General features: G+C 72.8%; 13 protein-coding genes. 4 read left to right on the top strand and 9 right to left on the bottom strand.

What is annotated here, in order from left to right:
* Positions 1-18: 18 nt before the first annotated feature.
* Positions 19-882 (bottom strand): bifunctional methylenetetrahydrofolate dehydrogenase/methenyltetrahydrofolate cyclohydrolase, encoded by an 864-nt coding sequence (locus AADR41_RS15600; protein WP_124716850.1) that lies wholly within the window; start codon positions 880-882, stop codon positions 19-21.
* A 224-nt stretch (positions 883-1106) separates the two neighbouring features.
* On the opposite strand from AADR41_RS15600, the gene AADR41_RS15595 reads away from it, so the two are divergent.
* Positions 1107-1820 (top strand): RDD family protein, encoded by a 714-nt coding sequence (locus AADR41_RS15595; protein WP_342281987.1) that lies wholly within the window; start codon positions 1107-1109, stop codon positions 1818-1820.
* A gap of 113 nt (positions 1821-1933) precedes the next feature.
* On the opposite strand, the gene purH is transcribed toward AADR41_RS15595, so the two are convergent.
* Both purH and purN read right to left on the bottom strand, forming a co-directional pair.
* Positions 1934-3487 carry a bifunctional phosphoribosylaminoimidazolecarboxamide formyltransferase/IMP cyclohydrolase gene (purH, locus tag AADR41_RS15590; protein ID WP_342281985.1) on the bottom strand — a complete coding sequence of 518 codons (1554 nt, stop codon included), beginning with the start codon at positions 3485-3487 and terminating at the stop codon, positions 1934-1936.
* Positions 3474-4130 carry a phosphoribosylglycinamide formyltransferase gene (purN, locus tag AADR41_RS15585; protein WP_342281984.1) on the bottom strand — a complete coding sequence of 219 codons (657 nt, stop codon included), beginning with the start codon at positions 4128-4130 and terminating at the stop codon, positions 3474-3476. The genes purH and purN overlap by 14 nt, the downstream gene beginning before the upstream one ends.
* A 333-nt stretch (positions 4131-4463) precedes the next feature.
* Here purN and AADR41_RS15580 point away from each other — a divergent pair, with 333 nt between their 5' ends.
* Positions 4464-5414, top strand: coding sequence for a hypothetical protein (locus AADR41_RS15580; protein ID WP_342281983.1), 951 nt, complete (start codon positions 4464-4466; stop codon positions 5412-5414).
* A 22-nt stretch (positions 5415-5436) separates the two neighbouring features.
* Here the strand turns inward: AADR41_RS15580 and AADR41_RS15575 are convergent, their stop codons facing one another.
* Entirely contained in the window at positions 5437-7209 is a 1773-nt protein-coding gene (locus tag AADR41_RS15575) for a cell division protein PerM (protein WP_342282017.1), read from the bottom strand.
* A gap of 125 nt (positions 7210-7334) precedes the next feature.
* On the opposite strand from AADR41_RS15575, the gene AADR41_RS15570 reads away from it, so the two are divergent.
* The gene (locus AADR41_RS15570; protein WP_342281982.1) at positions 7335-8696 is read left to right on the top strand and encodes a helix-turn-helix domain-containing protein; all 1362 of its coding nucleotides are present in this window, start codon (positions 7335-7337) and stop codon (positions 8694-8696) included.
* 130 nt (positions 8697-8826) lie between these two features.
* Here AADR41_RS15570 and sucD read toward each other — a convergent pair whose 3' ends face one another.
* The 5 genes from sucD to AADR41_RS15545 all read right to left on the bottom strand — a co-directional run bounded on the left by sucD (position 8827) and on the right by AADR41_RS15545 (position 16098).
* Complete coding sequence (gene sucD, locus AADR41_RS15565) at positions 8827-9711, bottom strand: succinate--CoA ligase subunit alpha (protein ID WP_342281981.1); 885 nt, start codon at positions 9709-9711, stop codon at positions 8827-8829.
* A gap of 21 nt (positions 9712-9732) precedes the next feature.
* Positions 9733-10914 carry an ADP-forming succinate--CoA ligase subunit beta gene (gene sucC, locus AADR41_RS15560; RefSeq protein ID WP_342281980.1) on the bottom strand — a complete coding sequence of 394 codons (1182 nt, stop codon included), beginning with the start codon at positions 10912-10914 and terminating at the stop codon, positions 9733-9735.
* Between the two features lie 284 nt (positions 10915-11198).
* A complete protein-coding gene (locus AADR41_RS15555; protein ID WP_342281979.1) occupies positions 11199-12398 on the bottom strand; it encodes a VWA domain-containing protein in 1200 nt (399 codons plus the stop codon).
* Positions 12395-14989 carry a DUF5682 family protein gene (locus tag AADR41_RS15550; RefSeq protein ID WP_342281978.1) on the bottom strand — a complete coding sequence of 865 codons (2595 nt, stop codon included), beginning with the start codon at positions 14987-14989 and terminating at the stop codon, positions 12395-12397. The genes AADR41_RS15555 and AADR41_RS15550 overlap by 4 nt, the downstream gene beginning before the upstream one ends.
* Positions 14986-16098, bottom strand: a complete 1113-nt coding sequence (locus AADR41_RS15545; RefSeq protein ID WP_342281977.1) for an ATP-binding protein — start codon at positions 16096-16098, stop codon at positions 14986-14988. Before AADR41_RS15545 ends, AADR41_RS15550 begins: the two co-directional genes overlap by 4 nt.
* Before the next feature lie 162 nt (positions 16099-16260).
* Between AADR41_RS15545 and AADR41_RS15540 the strand changes: the two genes are divergently transcribed.
* Positions 16261-17673, top strand: a 1413-nt coding sequence (locus AADR41_RS15540) for an SWIM zinc finger family protein (protein WP_342281976.1), incomplete at its 3' end; no start/stop codon positions are given.

Below are 17673 nucleotides of genomic sequence, written 5' to 3'. Positions count from 1 at the left end.
CGGATCGGGTCGGCCGGCTCAGACGGCCGCGGCCGCGTTGCGCTCGGCCGCCTCGACCACGTTGACGAGGAGCTGGGCGCGGGTCATCGGGCCGACACCGCCCGGGTTCGGGGAGAGCCAGGCGGCGACCTCGGCCACGCCCGGGTGGACGTCCCCGACGATCTTGCCGTTCTCGTCCCGGCTGACGCCGACGTCGAGCACGGCGGCGCCCGGCTTCACGTCCTCGGGCTTGATGATGTGGGGCACCCCGGCGGCGGCGACGATGATGTCGGCCTGCTTGAGCTGGGCGGAGAGGTCACGTGTGCCGGTGTGGCACTGGGTGACGGTGGCGTTCTCGGACTTACGGGTCAGCAGCAGCGGGATGGAGCGGCCGATGGTGACACCGCGGCCGACGACCACGACGTGCGCCCCGTTGATCTCCACGCCGTGGTGGCGGAGCAGCTGGACGACACCCTGCGGGGTGCAGGGCAGCGGGCCGGTCTCGTTCAGCACGAGGCGGCCGAGGTTCATCGGGTGGAGGCCGTCGGCGTCCTTGGCCGGGTCCATCAGCTCCAGGACGCGATTGGTGTCGATCCCCTTGGGCAGGGGCAGCTGCACGATGTAACCCGTGCACTCGGGGTTGGCATTGAGCTCCCGTACGACGTCCTCGATCTCCTCCTGGGTGGCGGTGTCGGGGAGTTCGCGCTGGATGGAGGCGATGCCCACCTGCGCGCAGTCGCGGTGCTTGCCGTTCACGTACCACCGGCTGCCCGGGTCGTCCCCGACGAGCAGGGTTCCCAGGCCAGGGGTGATGCCCTGTGCCTTGAGGGCCGCCACGCGGACGGTGAGATCGGACTTGATCGCGGCTGCGGTGGCCTTGCCATCGAGAATCTGGGCAGTCATGTCTCCATACTCGCGGATGACCCCGCCCGCATACCAATTCAGGCCGTGGGCGATGGCGCGATGTTGCACTTGCGCAACAACCAACGTCACGGCTGGACAAACTTACATTCCGCTTATAACGATTATGGCCGCAGTGCCGCAGAAGTACCGGGGGGCGGACCACTGACTCTTCTTTCCTCCGTGCGGCCGCATCGTCCCCGCACGCACGTTGGAGGAACGCCCAGATGAGTTTCGGCGACCCGAACCCCAATCCGAACAACCCGTACGGCCAGCAGCCGGGCCAGCCGCCGCAGGGCCAGCCCGGTTACGGCTACCCGCAGCAGCCTCCGCAGGGTCAGCCGGGTTACGGCTACCCGCCCCAGCAGCCGGGCGGCACCCTCCAGGCCAACAACGGCTACATAAACGTGGCGGGTCTCGGCACCGTCGAACTCGCCACGATGGGGCGTCGCCTGGGCGCGCGTGCGCTGGACGGCGTCGCGTACGGCATCCTCTACGCGATCTTCTCGGCGATCGGCATCGCGGGCCTGGTGGGCGCCTCGAAGTCCCTCGACGACTGCAGCGGCATGGAGTACGGCAGCAGTGCCTACACCCAGTGCGTGAACGACGCGACCGACGCCAGCGTCGGCATTCTCGCGGGCTTCTTCGGCTTCATCGCCGTGTTCGCGCTGATCGCGCTGCTCTACGAGTGGCTGATGGTCTCCATCTGGGGCGCCACGCTCGGCAAGATGGTCCTCAACGTCAAGGTCGTCAAGGAGAGCACCGGCCAGGCCCCCGGTCTGGGTGCGGGCTTCATCCGCTGGATCATCCCGATGGTCGGCTCGCTCTTCTGCGGCCTCGGCACGCTGCTGGTCTACCTCTCCCCCTTCTTCGACAACTCGGGCAAGCTCCAGGGCTGGCACGACCGCGCGGGCAGCACCATCGTCATCAAGACGAAGTGAGCACGCTGACGGTGTAACCACCCTCACCGCATCACGAAGGCCGCCGACTCCCCACGCTGTACGGGGAATCGGCGGCCTTCGGTCCTACCCGGGCCGGCCGGGTGCACCTCGTATCAGTGGAAGAAGTGGCGCGTACCCGTGAGGTACATCGTCACGCCCGCCTTCTTCGCGGCCTCGACGACCAGCTCGTCACGGACCGAACCGCCGGGCTGGGCCACGGCCCTGATGCCCGCGGCGGTCAGGATCTCCAGCCCGTCCGGGAACGGGAAGAACGCGTCGGAGGCGGCGTACGCGCCGCGTGCCCGCTCCTCCCCCGCCCGCTCGACGGCCAGCTTCGCGGAGTCGACGCGGTTGACCTGGCCCATGCCGACGCCGACCGAGGCGCCGCCCTTGGCGAGCAGGATCGCGTTGGACTTGACCGCGCGGCAGGCCTTCCACGCGAAGGCGAGCTCCTTCAGCTCGTCCTCGGACAGGGCCTCGCCGGTGGCGAGGGTCCAGTTGGCCGGGTCGTCGCCGTCGGCCTGGAGGCGGTCGGTGACCTGGAGCAGCGCGCCGCCGTCGATCGGCTTGACCTCGACCTCGGCGGACGGGGCGTCGGGGCAGCGCAGCACCCGGATGTTCTTCTTGCGGGCCAGGACCTCGACCGCGCCGTCCTCGTACGCCGGGGCGACGATGACCTCGGTGAAGATCTCCGCGACCTGCTCGGCCATCTCGACGGTCACCGGGCGGTTGACGGCGATGACGCCGCCGAAGGCCGAGAGCGGGTCGCAGGCGTGCGCGTTGCGGTGCGCCTCGGCGACGTCGTCGGCGATCGCGATGCCGCACGGGTTGGCGTGCTTGATGATCGCGACGCACGGCTCGGCGTGGTCGTACGCGGCCCGGCGCGCCGCGTCGGTGTCCGTGTAGTTGTTGTACGACATCTCCTTGCCGTGCAACTGCTCCGCCTCGGCCAGGCCACCGGTGCCGGAGGTGTAGAGCGCGGCGGGCTGGTGCGGGTTCTCGCCGTACCGGAGCACGTTCTCGCGCTCGTACGTCGCGCCGAAGAAGTCGGGGAAGCCCGAGTCGTCGGCGGCGGCGTAGTCGTCGGCGAACCAGGAGGCGACAGCCACGTCGTACGCGGCGGTGTGCTGGAACGCCTCGGCGGCCAGGCGCTTGCGGGCGGTCAGGTCGAAGCCGCCGGCCTTGACCGCGGCGAGGACGTCGGCGTACCGCTCGGGGCTGGTGACCACGGCCACGGACGGGTGGTTCTTGGCGGCGGCGCGGACCATGGACGGGCCGCCGATGTCGATCTGCTCCACGCACTCGTCGGCCGAGGCACCGGAGGCGACGGTCTCCTTGAACGGGTAGAGGTTCACGACCACCAGGTCGAACGGCTCCACGCCGAGCTCGGCGAGCTGCTCGCGGTGGGCGTCCAGACGGAGGTCGGCGAGGATGCCGGCGTGGACGCGGGGGTGCAGCGTCTTGACGCGGCCGTCGAGGCACTCGGGGAAGCCGGTGAGCTCCTCGACCTTGGTGACCGGCACCCCGGCGGCGGCGATCCTCCCGGCGGTGGAGCCGGTGGAGACCAGCTCCACACCGGCCTCGTGCAGACCGCGGGCGAGGTCTTCGAGCCCCGTCTTGTCGTAGACACTGACCAGGGCGCGGCGGATGGGCTTATTCACCGACATGACCGAGATGAACCTTTCGTCCCTCAATGCGATAGCCGTCACGGGCGAGCCGCCCCACGGCCTCGACGAGCAGCTTGCGCTCGACTTTCTTGATGCGTTCGTGGAGGGCCGCTTCGCCCTCCGCCGTGTCCTCTTCGGTCACCTCGACCACGCCCTGCGCGATGATCGGACCGGTGTCGACGCCGTCGTCGACGAAGTGGACGGTGCACCCGGTGACCTTCACGCCGTACGCGAGCGCGTCGCGCACCCCGTGGGCACCGGGAAAGCTGGGAAGCAGGGCGGGGTGGGTGTTGATGAACCGGCCGCCGAACCGGGCGAGGAACTCCTTGCCCACGATCTTCATGAAGCCGGCGGACACCACGAGGTCGGGGCGGTGCTCGCCCGTCGCGGCGGCGAGCGCCGCGTCCCACTCCTCGCGGGTGGCGTGGTCCTTGACCCGGCACACGAAGGTCGGCAGCCCGGCACGCTCCGCCCGTTCCAGACCGACGATGCCGGGGGGGTCGGCGCCGACCGCGACGATCCGCGCGCCGAACCCCTCGGGATCGTCACCGATGGCGTCGAGCAGGGCTTGAAGGTTCGTGCCCGAACCGGAGACCAGTACGACCAGGCGTGCGGGGGCGGCGGAAGGGGGCGGGGAGGCCACGGCTGGGCCCTTTCTCGCGTGGTGGTTCTCGCGTGGTGGAGCAGAGCGACGCTGATTTGTATGGTCGTACGAAAGAACTGAGCCCCTCGATACGGGGAACTCTACGAACCAGCCGACCGTCAGCAACGATACCGGCACCTCGGAGGGCCCCCATGGGACGGGGGTGGACGGCGGCCGGTCCGGCTCCGGGGAGCGGCAGCGGGCCCGGGGGGCGAATATCGGCGGCCCGGGCCCCGCTCCCAGCTTTCGGCCGCTCCTGGCCGGGAGGTAGCGTCAGGGGACAGCGAACCGTCCGCAGGGCGGAAATGACGAGATGGGGAAGACGTTCACCACATGCCGGACCGACGCCACCGCACCGCCTTCCGCCAGCCGCTGCCCGAGCGGACCTCACTGCTGATGCGGGAACGCCAGTCCCCCACGGGCTCCTCTTCCTCGTCTTCCTCCTCCGGAGGTTCGTCCTCGCCCGGAGGTTCTTCCTCTTCCTCCTCCGGAGACCTCGGCACGTCCGGGTCGTCCGGCCGGACGGACGAGAACCCCTTCGCCGCTCCCCCCGAGAACCGGCCGGACCAGCCCTGGCAGCCCCGCCGCCCCTCGAACACCGGAAACGGCAACGGGAACGGCGACGGGGACGGCTCATCCGAGGGCGGCTCATCCGACGACCGGCCCGCCTGGGGCGGCCAGTGGAGCAGCCGGCAGCCCGGCCGCCAGAGCGGCGGCTTCGGCGGCCGCCCCGGGGGGCAGGGCGGTTCGAACGGCCAGGGCGGACCCGAGGGCGGCCCCGGCGGGCTGCGCTGGGACCCGACCGACCCCGCCCAGCGCCGTGCGCGCTACGCGCTGCTCGGCGGCATGTGGGCCTTCTTCTTCGCCCTCTTCGACTTCCCCGAGATCGCCCTGCTGCTCGGCGCGCTCTCCGCGTACTGGGCGATCAGCGCGCTGCGGTCGAAGCCGAAGAACGCGTCCGCCGCGGCGGACGGCGGCTCCGGCCAGGCGTCCGCCGCTGCCCGGACGACCGGTGCCGCCGCTCCCGGGCGGGCTCCGGCGACCGGCTCCGCGACGGGTGCCCCCGCCGCTCCGACCGGTGGCCGGCAGCAGACCACGGCCGCGGTGAGCGGCCTGGTGACGGCACTGCTCGCGCTCTCGATCGTCGCGACGACCTACACGGTGCAGCTGGTCTACCGCGACTACTACACCTGCGTGAACGATGCCCTGACCAAGACCGGGCAGCTGTCCTGCAACGACCTGCTGCCGAAGCCGCTGGAGCCCTTCTTCGGGGTCAAGAACTAGAACGGCCGCGCGCCTCGGGCGTTCAGTCGTTTCCGGACGGCCCGGCCCCCTCGGGCCGGGCCGTCCGCTCGTGCCAGGGGTCGGCCGGCAGGAAGTCGTACGACTCGCAGTCCTCGTCCCGGTCCGGAACGGAGGGCCGGGCGGCGGGCGGCGCCACGGGCGTCGATGCCGCTGCGGCGGGAGCGGAAGCGGGACGGGCAGCGGAAGCGGGACGGGCAGCGGAAGCGCCCTCGGACGCCGCGCCGGGCTCGCTCCCCGGTGCCGTCCCCGCCTCATCGCCGTCGCCCCGGCGCCCGGACCACTGCCACCACCGCCGGTCACCGCCGTGCGACTCGCGCACCGGCTCCTCGCGGGCGGGGGCCCGGTCCTGGGCCGCAGCGGAGACGGAAGCGGGTACGGAGACGGATGCGGAGGTGGAGGCGGAGACGGATGCGGAGGCGGATGCGGAGACGGAGACGGCCACCGATGCCGGGACCGGCTCCGGCCGCGGGTTCCCGGCCGCCTCCCCCGCCGTCTCCTCGTCCGTAAAGGCGCCGGGCTCCCGCAGCCGCCAGGACCTCAGCAGCAGCGCGCCGGGGACGCCGAGCAGCGCCGTCCACGCCAGGGCCGCCGCGCCCGTGAGCCACCACACCGGCCCGAACTCCGCCAGCGCCCGGGTGCCGAGCGGTCCCCCGGCGGCCGCCGCCAGCACCGCCGTCCCGGCCCCGCACCCCACCGCCGCCAGGGCCGCCGCCAGCGCGGTCTCCCGCAGGCTCCAGGCGTCCTCCCGCGCGGCGCCCGGCGGCGCGGCCCGCCGCACGGTGAACCAGGCGACCGTCACCCCGGCCGCGACCGGCACCGCGGTGGCCGACCAGTTCAGGACCGTGCCCGGGCCCTCGGCGGGCAGCGCGGCGAGCAGCGGGAAGCCGGGCAGCGCCGGGCGCCCCGAGAAGGCGAGCGGGGTGACGGTGGACGCCGTGCCGAGGGCGAAGCCCGGCCCGAGCCCGTACGCCGCACCCCACACCGCCGCGTTCGGCACCAGCACCAGCGCGAGCAGGAAGACCGAGACCCGGCCCGCCCAGTCGCCCGCGAGCCGGACGAACGTCTCCTGGGCGGGGTGCGCGTGCCACATCAGCGCCACCGCGACGAGCAGCGCTCCGCCACCGAGCAGCACCGCCACCCCGGCCGCCGCCGTCCGGCACGCCGTCCCCGCGTGCTCCCTGAACCGGCCGCGCGCCAGCGCCTCGTGCAGGGCCACCGGCGCCCAGAACGGCAGCGGCCCGACCGGTCGCCCGGCCGCCGTCCAGACCCCGGCGGCTGCCGCACCCACCACCACGAGGGCGGCCGGGAAGAGCAGCGACGGCGGGTCCGCGGACAGCGGACCGCCCTGCCCGTAGTACGCGACGGCCGCCCCGACCAGCAGATATCCGGTGACGACCATGGCGAACGCCCCCGCCGCCGAGGGGACCGGGCGCCCCTCCTCGGGCACCAGGACATCCCGCGCCGCACGGTGCACCAGCCACACCGGCACCACGGCGAGCAGCAGCGGAACGAGGCCCACCGGGGCGGGGATCCCGCTGAGCGTGTCGGCCCTGATCAGCTCCGCGCCGTGGGCGAGCAGCCAGAGCCCGGCCGCCGCGTGGAGCGCGCCGCCGGGGCTGCTGTCGGAGGCGGGGGAGCTGATCCACAGCGCCAGGACGAGAACGGCGATCGAGCCCACTCCCAGCCCGGCCGCAACCGCTCCACGCAGAAGGGCGAACGCCAGCACGGCGGGCCGTCCCTGCTCGGCCGACAACGACGGGCTGCTTCCGGTCACTTGGGTCACCCGGCCATGCTCCCAACGACACGCACCTATTCCTCGTAACAGGCGAATGGTCGCTGTGTCGCTCAATATACGTTTATGTACTTTTCCACCCGGTGCAGCCCCGTCGGGGGTCCTTCATGACGCAGAGTTCGACCGGTACAGCCTCTGCGCACCCGCTCCCCTCCCCCAAGGAGCGACGCAGACTGCGCGAGGCGAATTCACTGAGTGAAGAGCAGGTCGCGGCGGCGATGGGCGTCACGCGCGCCACGGTGCGGTCCTGGGAGACCGGTCGCACCACGCCCCGCGGGCGGAAACGCGAGGCGTACGCCAGGCTGATCAGCGGTGGCCGGCCCAGCCCGCAGGCCACTTCACCGAGCGCCCGGACCAAACCGGGCGCCCCGAACACCAGGCCGAAGGCCGCCGTCAAACGTGCGGCCCGACCGGCGGCGCCGAAGACGGTCGCGAGGCTCTCCAAGCCCGTGACGTCCACGAAGCCGCCGGCGCGTCCGCCGACCCCCGTCGAAGCCACCGGGAGCACCGCCATGGCCCCGAGCGAGCCCGGCACCACCCCCGATCCGCCCAGCACCTCCGCGACGCCCGAACCGGCCGTCGCAGCCGAAACCGCCGGAATCACCGGAACGGCCGGAACCACCACAATCACCGGAACGGCCCCCGGCGGGCTCTCCCCCGACGAGGCGTTCGATGCGCTGTACGAGCACTCCGCCGCCGCCCTGTTCCGCCAGACGTTCCTGCTGACCGGGCGCCGGGGCCTCTCCCGGGAGTCCGTCGCACGGGCCTTCGCGCTGGCCTGGGAGCGCTGGCCCGAGGTCGCGGTGGACCGGGATCCGGTGGGGTGGGTGCGGGCCGCCGCGTACGAGTACGCCATGTCGCCGTGGCACCGGCTGCGCCGCACCCACCGGCCGCTCGACCCGCCGCCCGCGGATCCGGGGCCGCGGGCGCTGCTCGACGCGCTGCTGGAGCTGCCGCCCTCGTACCGCCGCACCCTGCTGCTCTACGACGGCGTCGGCCTGGATCTGCCGGAGACCGCGGCGGAGACCGAGGCGAGCACCCCGGCGGCGGCGGGCAGGCTGACGAACGCGCGTGCCGCGGTCACCGAGCGGCTGCCCGAACTGGCGGAGGGCTCGTCGCCCGCCGAGCAGTCGGCGCTGCTGCACGAACGGCTCGGGGCGCTGGCTCTGGCCCAGCCGTCCGACTCGCTGCCCCCGCCCGCCTCGATCCGCGTGGACAGCGAGCGCAGGGCCCAGCTGTGGACCCGGGCCGCCGTCTCGTTCACGGTGCTGATCATCGGGCTGACGCTGTTCACGCTGGGCACCGCCCCGACGCGGTACGAGACCCCGGAGTCACCCGCCCAGCAGGTCGACGGGGTGCCGCCGCGGGGCGGTCCGCAGAAGCTGACGCCGCAGGACCTCAAGCTGCAGAAGGAACTCGACGGCGAGCTCGTACGGGGCCCGGCGCGGCTGGTCCCCGGCGTCGGCTGAGCCGCTCCGAGAGGCGGCTCGGAAACCGGAACGGCGCGGGTCCGTACCCCTTGATCGGGTACGGACCCGCGCCGTCTGTGCGGTGCCGCGACACTGCGTGCGGCGACAGTGCGCCGACGCGGTGGAGCGATCAGGCGCCGAGGATCTCGCGGGCGAGCTTGGCGGTCTCGGTCGGCGTCTTGCCGACCTTGACGCCGGCGGCCTCAAGGGCCTCCTTCTTCGCCTGGGCGGTGCCGGAGGAGCCGGAGACGATGGCGCCGGCGTGGCCCATGGTCTTGCCCTCGGGGGCGGTGAAGCCCGCGACGTAACCGACGACCGGCTTGGTGACGTTGGCCTTGATGAAGTCGGCCGCACGCTCCTCGGCGTCGCCGCCGATCTCGCCGATCATCACGATCAGGTCGGTCTCGGGGTCGGCCTCGAACGCCGCGAGGGCGTCGATGTGCGTCGTACCGATGACCGGGTCGCCACCGATGCCGACGGCGGACGAGAAGCCGATGTCACGGAGCTCGTACATCATCTGGTAGGTCAGCGTGCCGGACTTGGACACGAGACCGATGCGGCCGGGCTTGGTGATGTCGCCCGGGATGATGCCGGCGTTGGACTGACCAGGGGTGATCAGGCCGGGGCAGTTCGGGCCGATGATCCGGGTCTTGTTGCCCTTCGAACCGGCGTATGCCCAGAAGGCGGCCGAGTCGTGGACGGCGATGCCCTCGGTGATGACGACCGCGAGGGGGATCTCGGCGTCGATCGCCTCGACGACGGCGGCCTTCGAGAAGGCCGGCGGCACGAAGAGGACGGACACGTTCGCGCCGGTCTTCTCCATCGCCTCGGCGACGGAGCCGAAGACCGGTACCTCGGTGCCGTCGAAGTCGACGGAGGTGCCGGCCTTGCGCGGGTTCACGCCGCCGACGATGTTGGTGCCGTCGGCGAGCATGAGCTTGGTGTGCTTCATGCCGGTGGCACCGGTCATCCCCTGGACGATGACCTTGCTGTCCTTGGTGAGGAAGATAGCCATGCTGTTGGAGTCCCTCGTCCCTTACTTCGCAGCCGCGGCGAGCTCGGCAGCCTTGTCGGCCGCGCCGTCCATGGTGTCCACACGCTGAACCAGCGGGTGGTTGGCGTCGGAAAGGATCTTGCGACCCAGCTCCGCGTTGTTGCCGTCGAGGCGCACGACCAGCGGCTTGGTGACTTCCTCGCCCTTGGACTTGAGCAGCGCGAGCGCCTGGACGATGCCGTTGGCGACCTCGTCGCACGCGGTGATGCCACCGAAGACGTTGACGAAGACGGACTTGACGTCCGGGTCGCCGAGGATGATCTCCAGGCCGTTCGCCATGACCTCGGCGGAGGCGCCGCCACCGATGTCGAGGAAGTTGGCGGGCTTCACGTTGCCGTGGTTCTCACCGGCGTACGCGACGACGTCCAGCGTCGACATGACCAGACCGGCACCGTTACCGATGATGCCGACCTCGCCGTCGAGCTTGACGTAGTTGAGGTTCTTGGCCTTGGCGGCAGCCTCCAGCGGGTTGGCCGCGGCCTTGTCCTCAAGGGCCTCGTGCTCGGGCTGACGGAAGTCGGCGTTCTCGTCGAGAGACACCTTTCCGTCCAGCGCCAGGATGCGGCCGTCCTTGGTCTTCACCAGCGGGTTGACCTCGACGAGGAGGGCGTCCTCGGCGACGAAGGTGTCCCACAGGGTCACCAGGGCCTCGGCCACGCCCTCGGCCACCTCGGCCGGGAACTTCGCCTGGGCCACGATCTCGCGGGCCTTGGCGATGTCGACCCCGTCGACGGCGTTGACCGGGACCTTCGCGAGGGCCTCGGGGGTCTTCTCCGCGACCTCCTCGATGTCCATGCCACCCTGCACCGAGGCCATGGCCAGGAAGGTGCGGTTGGTGCGGTCGAGGAGGTACGAGACGTAGTACTCCGCCTCGATCTCCGGGGAGAGCTCGGCGATCATCACCTTGTGGACCGTGTGGCCCTTGATGTCCATGCCGAGGATGTCGGTCGCGCGGGCGACCGCCTCGTCGGGGGTGGCGGCCAGCTTGACGCCGCCGGCCTTGCCGCGGCCGCCGACCTTCACCTGCGCCTTGACGACAGACTTGCCGCCCAGCCGCTCGGTCGCCTCGCGGGCTGCCTCAGGCGTGTCGATGACTTCACCGGCCAGCACCGGTACACCGTGCTTGGCGAAGAGGTCCCTCGCCTGGTACTCGAACAGGTCCACGCGCGTCCGTCCCTTAATCAATGGTCTCGCGGTTCGTTTTCTGCGTGGGCGTGCCGCGAGGGGCAACGTGACTGCTCTGTCACTAGGAAGGCGCACACGGTGACCCGGGGTACGCGGCATGTCCATCTCGCAGGTTATCCCCGAGCTCCGCAGGACCCTAAATCACAGATCACACCTGAGCGGTGATTACGGTCACAGATCACGCCGGTGGCGGGTCGTGACGCCCCGAACGCGGGTGCGTGGTGCTGTGGCAGCAGAAGTGCGCGGCACCGCGCACCCCCGGATCACCGATGGGTGTCCACGTCCGGTACGGGCAGCGGCCGCTTCTCGACGGCCGCAGCCATCACCTCCGGGAAGAGGTCCGGGGTGCACGCGAAGGCCGGTGCGCCCAGGGCCGAGAGCGCCGCCGCGTGGTCGCGGTCGTAGGCGGGCGCGCCCTCGTCGGACAGCGCGAGCAGCGCCACGAACTGCACGCCGGAGGCCTTCATCGCGGCGACCCGCTTCAGCATCTCGTTGCGTATGCCGCCCTCGTAGAGGTCGCTGATGAGCACGACCACGGTGTCGGCGGGGCGGGTGATCCTCGACTGGCAGTAGGAGAGCGCGCGGTTGATGTCGGTGCCGCCGCCGAGCCGGGTGCCGAAGAGCACGTCCACGGGGTCGTCGAGCTGGTCGGTGAGGTCGACCACCGCCGTGTCGAAGACGACGAGCCTCGTCCGCAGGGTGCGCATGGACGCGAGCACCGCGCCGAAGACGGAGGCGTGGACGACGGAGGCGGCCATCGAACCCGACTGGTCGATGCAGAGGATGACGTCCTTCTTCACGGACCGGGCGGCCCGCCCGTAGCCGATGAGCCGCTCGGGGACGACGGTGCCGTACTCGGGGAGGTAGTTCTTGAGGTTGGCCCGGACGGTGCGGTCCCAGTCGATGTCGTGGTGACGGGGCCGGTCGATCCTCGCCGAGCGGTCCAGCGCGCCGGTGAGCGTGGCCCGGGTGCGGGCGGCGAGCCGCTTCTCCAGGTCATCGACGACCTTGCGCACGACCGCTCTCGCGGTCTCCTTCGTCGTCTCGGGCATGGCCTTGTTGAGCGAGAGGAGCGTGCCCACGAGATGGACGTCGGCCTCGACCGCCTCCAGCATCTCCGGTTCGAGGAGGAGCGCGGAGAGCCCCAGCCGGTCGATCGCGTCGCGCTGCATGACCTGGACGACGGAGCTGGGGAAGTACGTACGGATGTCGCCGAGCCAGCGGGCCACGGAGGGGGCGGAGGCCCCGAGTCCGGCCGCGCGGCTGTTCCTGCCCCGGCCGCCCTGCTTGCCTCCGTCGCCGTACAGCGCGGTCAGTGCGCCGTCCATCGCGGCGTCCCGGCCGGCGAGGGTGCAGCCGGTGCTCTCGGCACTGTCCCCGCCCAGTACCAGCCGCCACCGCCGCAGCCGCTCGCCGTCCGCCGGGCCGGACGGAGGTGTGGTGCCGGTCGTGTCCGTGGTCATCCCGTTGCCCCCAGCGGTTCCTCGACGTTCGCGGCTCTTGCGGCCTGCCCGGACCGGGCGCCGCCGTCCGGGCCCGGGTCGTTGCGCAGTCCGAGCAGCAGGCGCAGCACCGGCTCGACCGCGTCGGCCCGGGTTTCGTCCAGCCCCGGGCCGAATCCGGGGGCCGGCGCCCCGGCCCCGGCGCCCGTGCCGGTGGCGGCGGGTCCTCCGGCGGACGGGCCTCGCCGCACCAGCTCGCCCAGGGTGCGCCGTACGCCCGCTTCGTACGCGGAGAACGTGCGCCGCAGCAGTGGCAGCACATCGGTGAACTGGTCGGCGGGCACTCCGGCGAGCCAGGCGTCGACCAGGCCGAGGAGCCGCTCGTCGTGGACGAGCAGCATGCCGCCGCCGGCGGCTCCGCCGACGAATCCCTCGATCCACTCCGCGGCGTCGGCCGGGGGTGTGCCGGGCGAGAGGGCCAGGCCCATCAGCCGTGCCGCATCGTCCTTTGCGAGCTGTCCTTCGTCGAGCAGCAGGCGGGTCGCGCGCCCCCGGACGACTCCGGCGACGGTGTCCCGGGCGGCGAGCTTGTGCAGTACGGCCGCCCAGCGCCCGCGCAGCCCGTCCGGGTCCGTGCCCGCGTTCACGCTCGTGCCGGTGTCCGCGTTCGTGTTGGTGTCCGCGTGCGTGCCTGTGCCTGTGCTCGTGCCCGCGTCGGCGTTCGGGTCCGTGCCCGCGTCGGCATCGGCGTTCGTGCCCGCGTCGGCATCGGCGTTCGGGTCCGTGTCCGTGTCGGTGTTCGCCGGTGCGGCACCGGCGAGGAGTCCGATCGCGGTGTGGACCCGGTCCACCCGGCCGCGCAGTTCGGCGGCGCCGTCGGCGTCGAGCCCGGTGCAGGCGGGCGGCAAACCGACACAGATCCGCTCGGCGAGCCCGGCCGCGACCCCGGCCAGCGCGGCGGTGTCCGTGGAGCGCACGTCGCCGTAGCGCAGGGTGCGGGCCAGCGCGGGCAGCGCGTCGGCGAGATGGCCGACGTCGGAGTCGAGCGCGGCGCGGTCGGCGAGGGCCCGCATCACCACGGGGAGCGCGTCGGGCAGTTCGGCCAGCAGGCACTGCTCGGCGAGGGCCGTGACCTCGGCGAGCGCGGTCGCCGAGGCCGCCTGCGCCCCGGCCTTGGCGGTGGCCGCGGAGAGCACGGTGGTGCCCCAGGTCCCGGCCTCCGCGACCTGTACGTACAGCTCGGGCTCCCAGCGCAGCCGCCAGCTCTCCCGGAAGGTGCCGGTGCTCGCCCGCCCGGCGGCGGGCTCGCCCCAGCCGACGGCGAGGACACGCAGCCGGTGCAGCAGCCTGCTGCGGGCCGCGTCGTTGTCCTTGCGCAGGTCGAGCTCCAGCTCCCGTTCCTGCGCCTCCGGTTTGAGCCGGAGCGTGCGCTGCTGACGGGTGAGATCGCGTTGCAGGGGTACGGCAGGGGCGGTGTCCGGGACCTCGCCGAGGGCATCGCCGACGATCAGCCGGTCCTGGACGAGCGCGAGCGGCACATCGGAGCCCTCGCACATCACGGCACGGATCGCGTCCGTCGTCTCGCCCAGCCCGGCGAGCGGGCGGCCGCGCATGGCGGCCAGGGTCTCGGCGAGCCGGACGGCCTCGATGACGTGGGCGGACGACACGAACCGGTCCTCGTCGCGCATGAGTCCGGCGACCTTGGTCATCCAGCGCTCGACGGGGCGGTCCGGGGCGTCGAAGAGGTGCCCGTACCAGCCGGGCGAGTCGATGCCCGCGCCGTAACCGCTGTGCCGGGCGAGCCGCCGGTGCGACCAGGGCACCCACGTCAGCTCGGCCTTGACCTTGGGCAGTCCCTTGAGCAGGGCGCGGTCGGCGGTGAGGGTGGTCCTCGTCCCGAGCGCGGGCACGTGCCAGGCGCCGCAGACGACCGCGATGTCGTCGCCGAACTCCTTGCCGGCCTTGCGCAGTTGAATGCGCATGTGTGCCTCGCGGACGGCGTCCCGGGGATGACCGCCGTCCCCGTACGCCTCACGCAGGGCGGCCATCGCCTCGGCGAGGGCGGCGAACGGTGCCCGCGGGTCGACGGCCCCGCCGTCCCGGCCGCGGTGTTCGACGACGTCCTCCCACCAGCGCTCCGGGTCGTCGTGGCCCGCCGTCCGGGCGAGCACACCGATGGGGTCGACCGGGGCACGCGCGACCGAGTCCTGCGCCCCCTCCTCACCGTCCGCTCCTCCGTCCCTTTCCGCGCCCCTGCCGACGTCCCCTTGTTCCATGGCCAGGGAGTTGGCTGCGGGCAGGTCGATGAACCGGACCGGGACACCGTGTTCGAGGGCCCAGCGGATCGCGATCCACTCGGGCGAGAACGCGGCCAGCGGCCAGAACGCCGCCTGTCCGGGGTCGTCGACGGCATGGGCGAGCAGCGCGACCGGGGGCCGCATCCGCTCGTCGGCCGCCAGCGGCAGCAGCGCGTCGGCCTCCGGCGGCCCTTCCACGAGCACGGCCCGCGGGCGGGCGGCGTCCAGCGCGGCGCGGACGGCGCGGGCCGAGCCCGGGCCGTGGTGCCGCACCCCCAGCAGCAGTGGCCCCGCGGGGCGTTCGGGCCGGGTCATGCGGACACCTCGCGGCAGGCGCGGTAGAAGTCCTTCCACCCGTCCCGCTCCCGGACCACCGTCTCCAGATACTCCTGCCAGACCACGCGGTCGGCGGCGGGATCGCGGACGACCGCGCCGAGGATCCCCGCCGCCACGTCACCGGGGCGCAGCACTCCGTCGCCGAAGTGGGCAGCCAGGGCCAGGCCGTTGGTGACGACGGAGATCGCCTCGGCAGTCGACAGCGTCCCCGAGGGGGACTTGAGCCTGGTGCGGCCGTCGGTGGTGACTCCGTCGCGCAGTTCGCGGAAGACCGTGACGACGCGCCGGATCTCGGTGATGCCGTCCGGTGCGGCCGGGAGGTCGAGCGAGCGCCCGATCTGGTCGACGCGCCGGGACACGATGTCGACCTCGGCGTCGGGCGTGGCCGGCAGCGGGAGCACGACGGTGTTGAACCGGCGGCGCAGGGCGCTGGACAGCTCGTTCACCCCGCGGTCGCGGTCGTTGGCGGTGGCGATGACGTTGAATCCGCGGACCGCCTGGACCTCCTGTCCCAGCTCGGGAATGGGGAGCGTCTTCTCGGACAGGATCGTGATGAGCGAGTCCTGCACGTCGGCGGGGATGCGCGTGAGCTCCTCGATCCGCGCCGTCGTGCCGTCGGACATGGCGCGCATGAGCGGGCTGGGCACCAGCGCGTCGCGGCTGGGCCCGTGGGCGAGCAGCTGCGCGTAGTTCCAGCCGTAGCGGACCGCCTCTTCCGGGGTGCCCGCCGTGCCCTGGACGAGCAGTGTCGAGTCGCCGCTGACGGCGGCCGCGAGGTGTTCCGACACCCAGGTCTTGGCGGTACCCGGAACGCCGAGGAGCAGCAGGGCCCGGTCGGTGGCGAGGGTGGTCACGGCGACCTCGACGAGTCGGCGCGGGCCCACGTACTTCGGTGTGATCACGGTGCCGTCCGGCAGGGCGCCACCGAGCAGGTAGGTGGCGACGGCCCACGGCGAGAGCTTCCAACGGGCGGGGCGCGGGCGGTCGTCGGCCGCGGCGAGGGCCTTCAGCTCATGGGCGAAGGCGTCCTCGGCATGCGGTCGCAGGGCCTGCACGTCGACGGCGGCAGTGGTTTCGGAAACGGTCATGGATCCCCCTCCGGATCGGTCGACCCGATGTGGTTCCCACCGTGCACCACGCCACTGACAATCGGCCGCGGGGAGCGGGGGGCGAGCGGGGCCGGGGTGCGTGCGTGACGGCGAATCAGCAGGTCGGAGCGATTGTCAGTGGGGCGCTCTACCGTCGTTCCCATGCTGCTATCTCACGGGGGAGAACCCTTGCGCACCGCCGCTCCGGTGGCGCGCTGGACGGTGGAGCAGGTGCTGGCCCTCGCTCCCGACGACGCGTCGCGCAGGGCGGGGAGCAAGCTCGGTTCGGCCGGTCCGTGGTCGGGCGGCGGGTGCGACGGTTCGGGTGCGGTGTGGGGACAGTGCAAGGGAAGCGGGAGCAAGCCGTATGTGACGGTGGTCGACAGCACCGGACCCGCGTACAAGTGCAGTTGCCCGAGCCGGAAGTTCCCGTGCAAGCACGCGCTGGGGCTGCTGCTGGTCTGGGCGTCGGACGAATCGGCCCTGCCCGCGGGCGAGGTGCCCGACTGGGCAAGTGAGTGGCTGGAGGGCCGCCGCAGGCGTTCGGTGGAGCAGACGGAGAAGCATGCGGGGGCCGAAGGCGCCCCGTCCGCGGGCCCGGCCGACCCGGAGGCCGCCTGGCGGCGGGCCGAGCGTCGCGCCGAGCGGATCACCGGCGGAGCGCAGGAGTTGGAGGAGCGGCTGGCCGATCTGCTGCGCGGTGGGCTGGCGGCGGCCGATCAGCCGGGGTACGGGCTCTGGGAGGAGACGGCGGCCCGCATGGTCGACGCCCAGGCTCCCGGACTGGCGTCCCGGGTACGGGAGTTGGGTTCCATACCGTCGTCCGGTCCGGGCTGGCCGGCCCGGCTGCTGGAGGAGTGCGCGCTGCTGCATCTGCTGGACAGCGCATGGCTGGGGATCGACCGGCTGCCGGAGCCGCTGGCGACCACGGTCCGTACCAGGGTCGGGCTGACCGCCCCCGCCGAGGGCCCGCCGGTCCGTGACCGCTGGCTGGTCCTCGCCCGGTACGACACCCCGGACGGCAAGATCGTCGCGCGCCGCATCTGGCTGTACGGGAGGGAGACGGGCCGCACGGCACTGCTGCTCTCCTTCGGAGCGGCCGGACGTTCCCCCGGCCCGGCGCTGCCGGTCGGCGTCACGATCGACGCCGAGATCACGACCCATCCGGGTTCCGGCCGGCTGCGGGCGGAGCTGGGCGGGCAGTTCGGTGTGCCGTCGCCGACCGGTACGCCGCCACCGGGCGGCACGGCGGCGGAGGCGATCGGCGGCTACGGGGACGCCCTGCGGGAGGACCCCTGGCTGGACGCCTGGCCGGTGACCCTGCGCGACGTCATACCCGTGCCGTCCGGGGACGGCTGGCAGCTGGTGGACGCGGTGGGCGATGCGGCGCTGCCGGTCGCCCCGGCGGCTCTGTCCCGGCCCGGACTGTGGAAGCTCGTCGCGCTGTCCGGCGGCTCCCCGGTCACGGTCTTCGGCGAATGCGGCCACCGCGGCTTCGACCCGTTCGCGGCCTGGTCCACCGGGTCCGACGACGACTCCCGGGCCGGGGGCGACTCCCGGGCCGCGGGCGGGGGC

Source organism: Streptomyces sp. CLV115 (assembly GCF_038448545.1).
Classification (GTDB): Bacteria; Actinomycetota; Actinomycetes; order Streptomycetales; family Streptomycetaceae; genus Streptomyces; species Streptomyces sanglieri.
The sequence above is the reverse complement of the archived record's forward strand: the minus strand, read 5'-3'. Positions and strand labels throughout refer to the sequence as shown.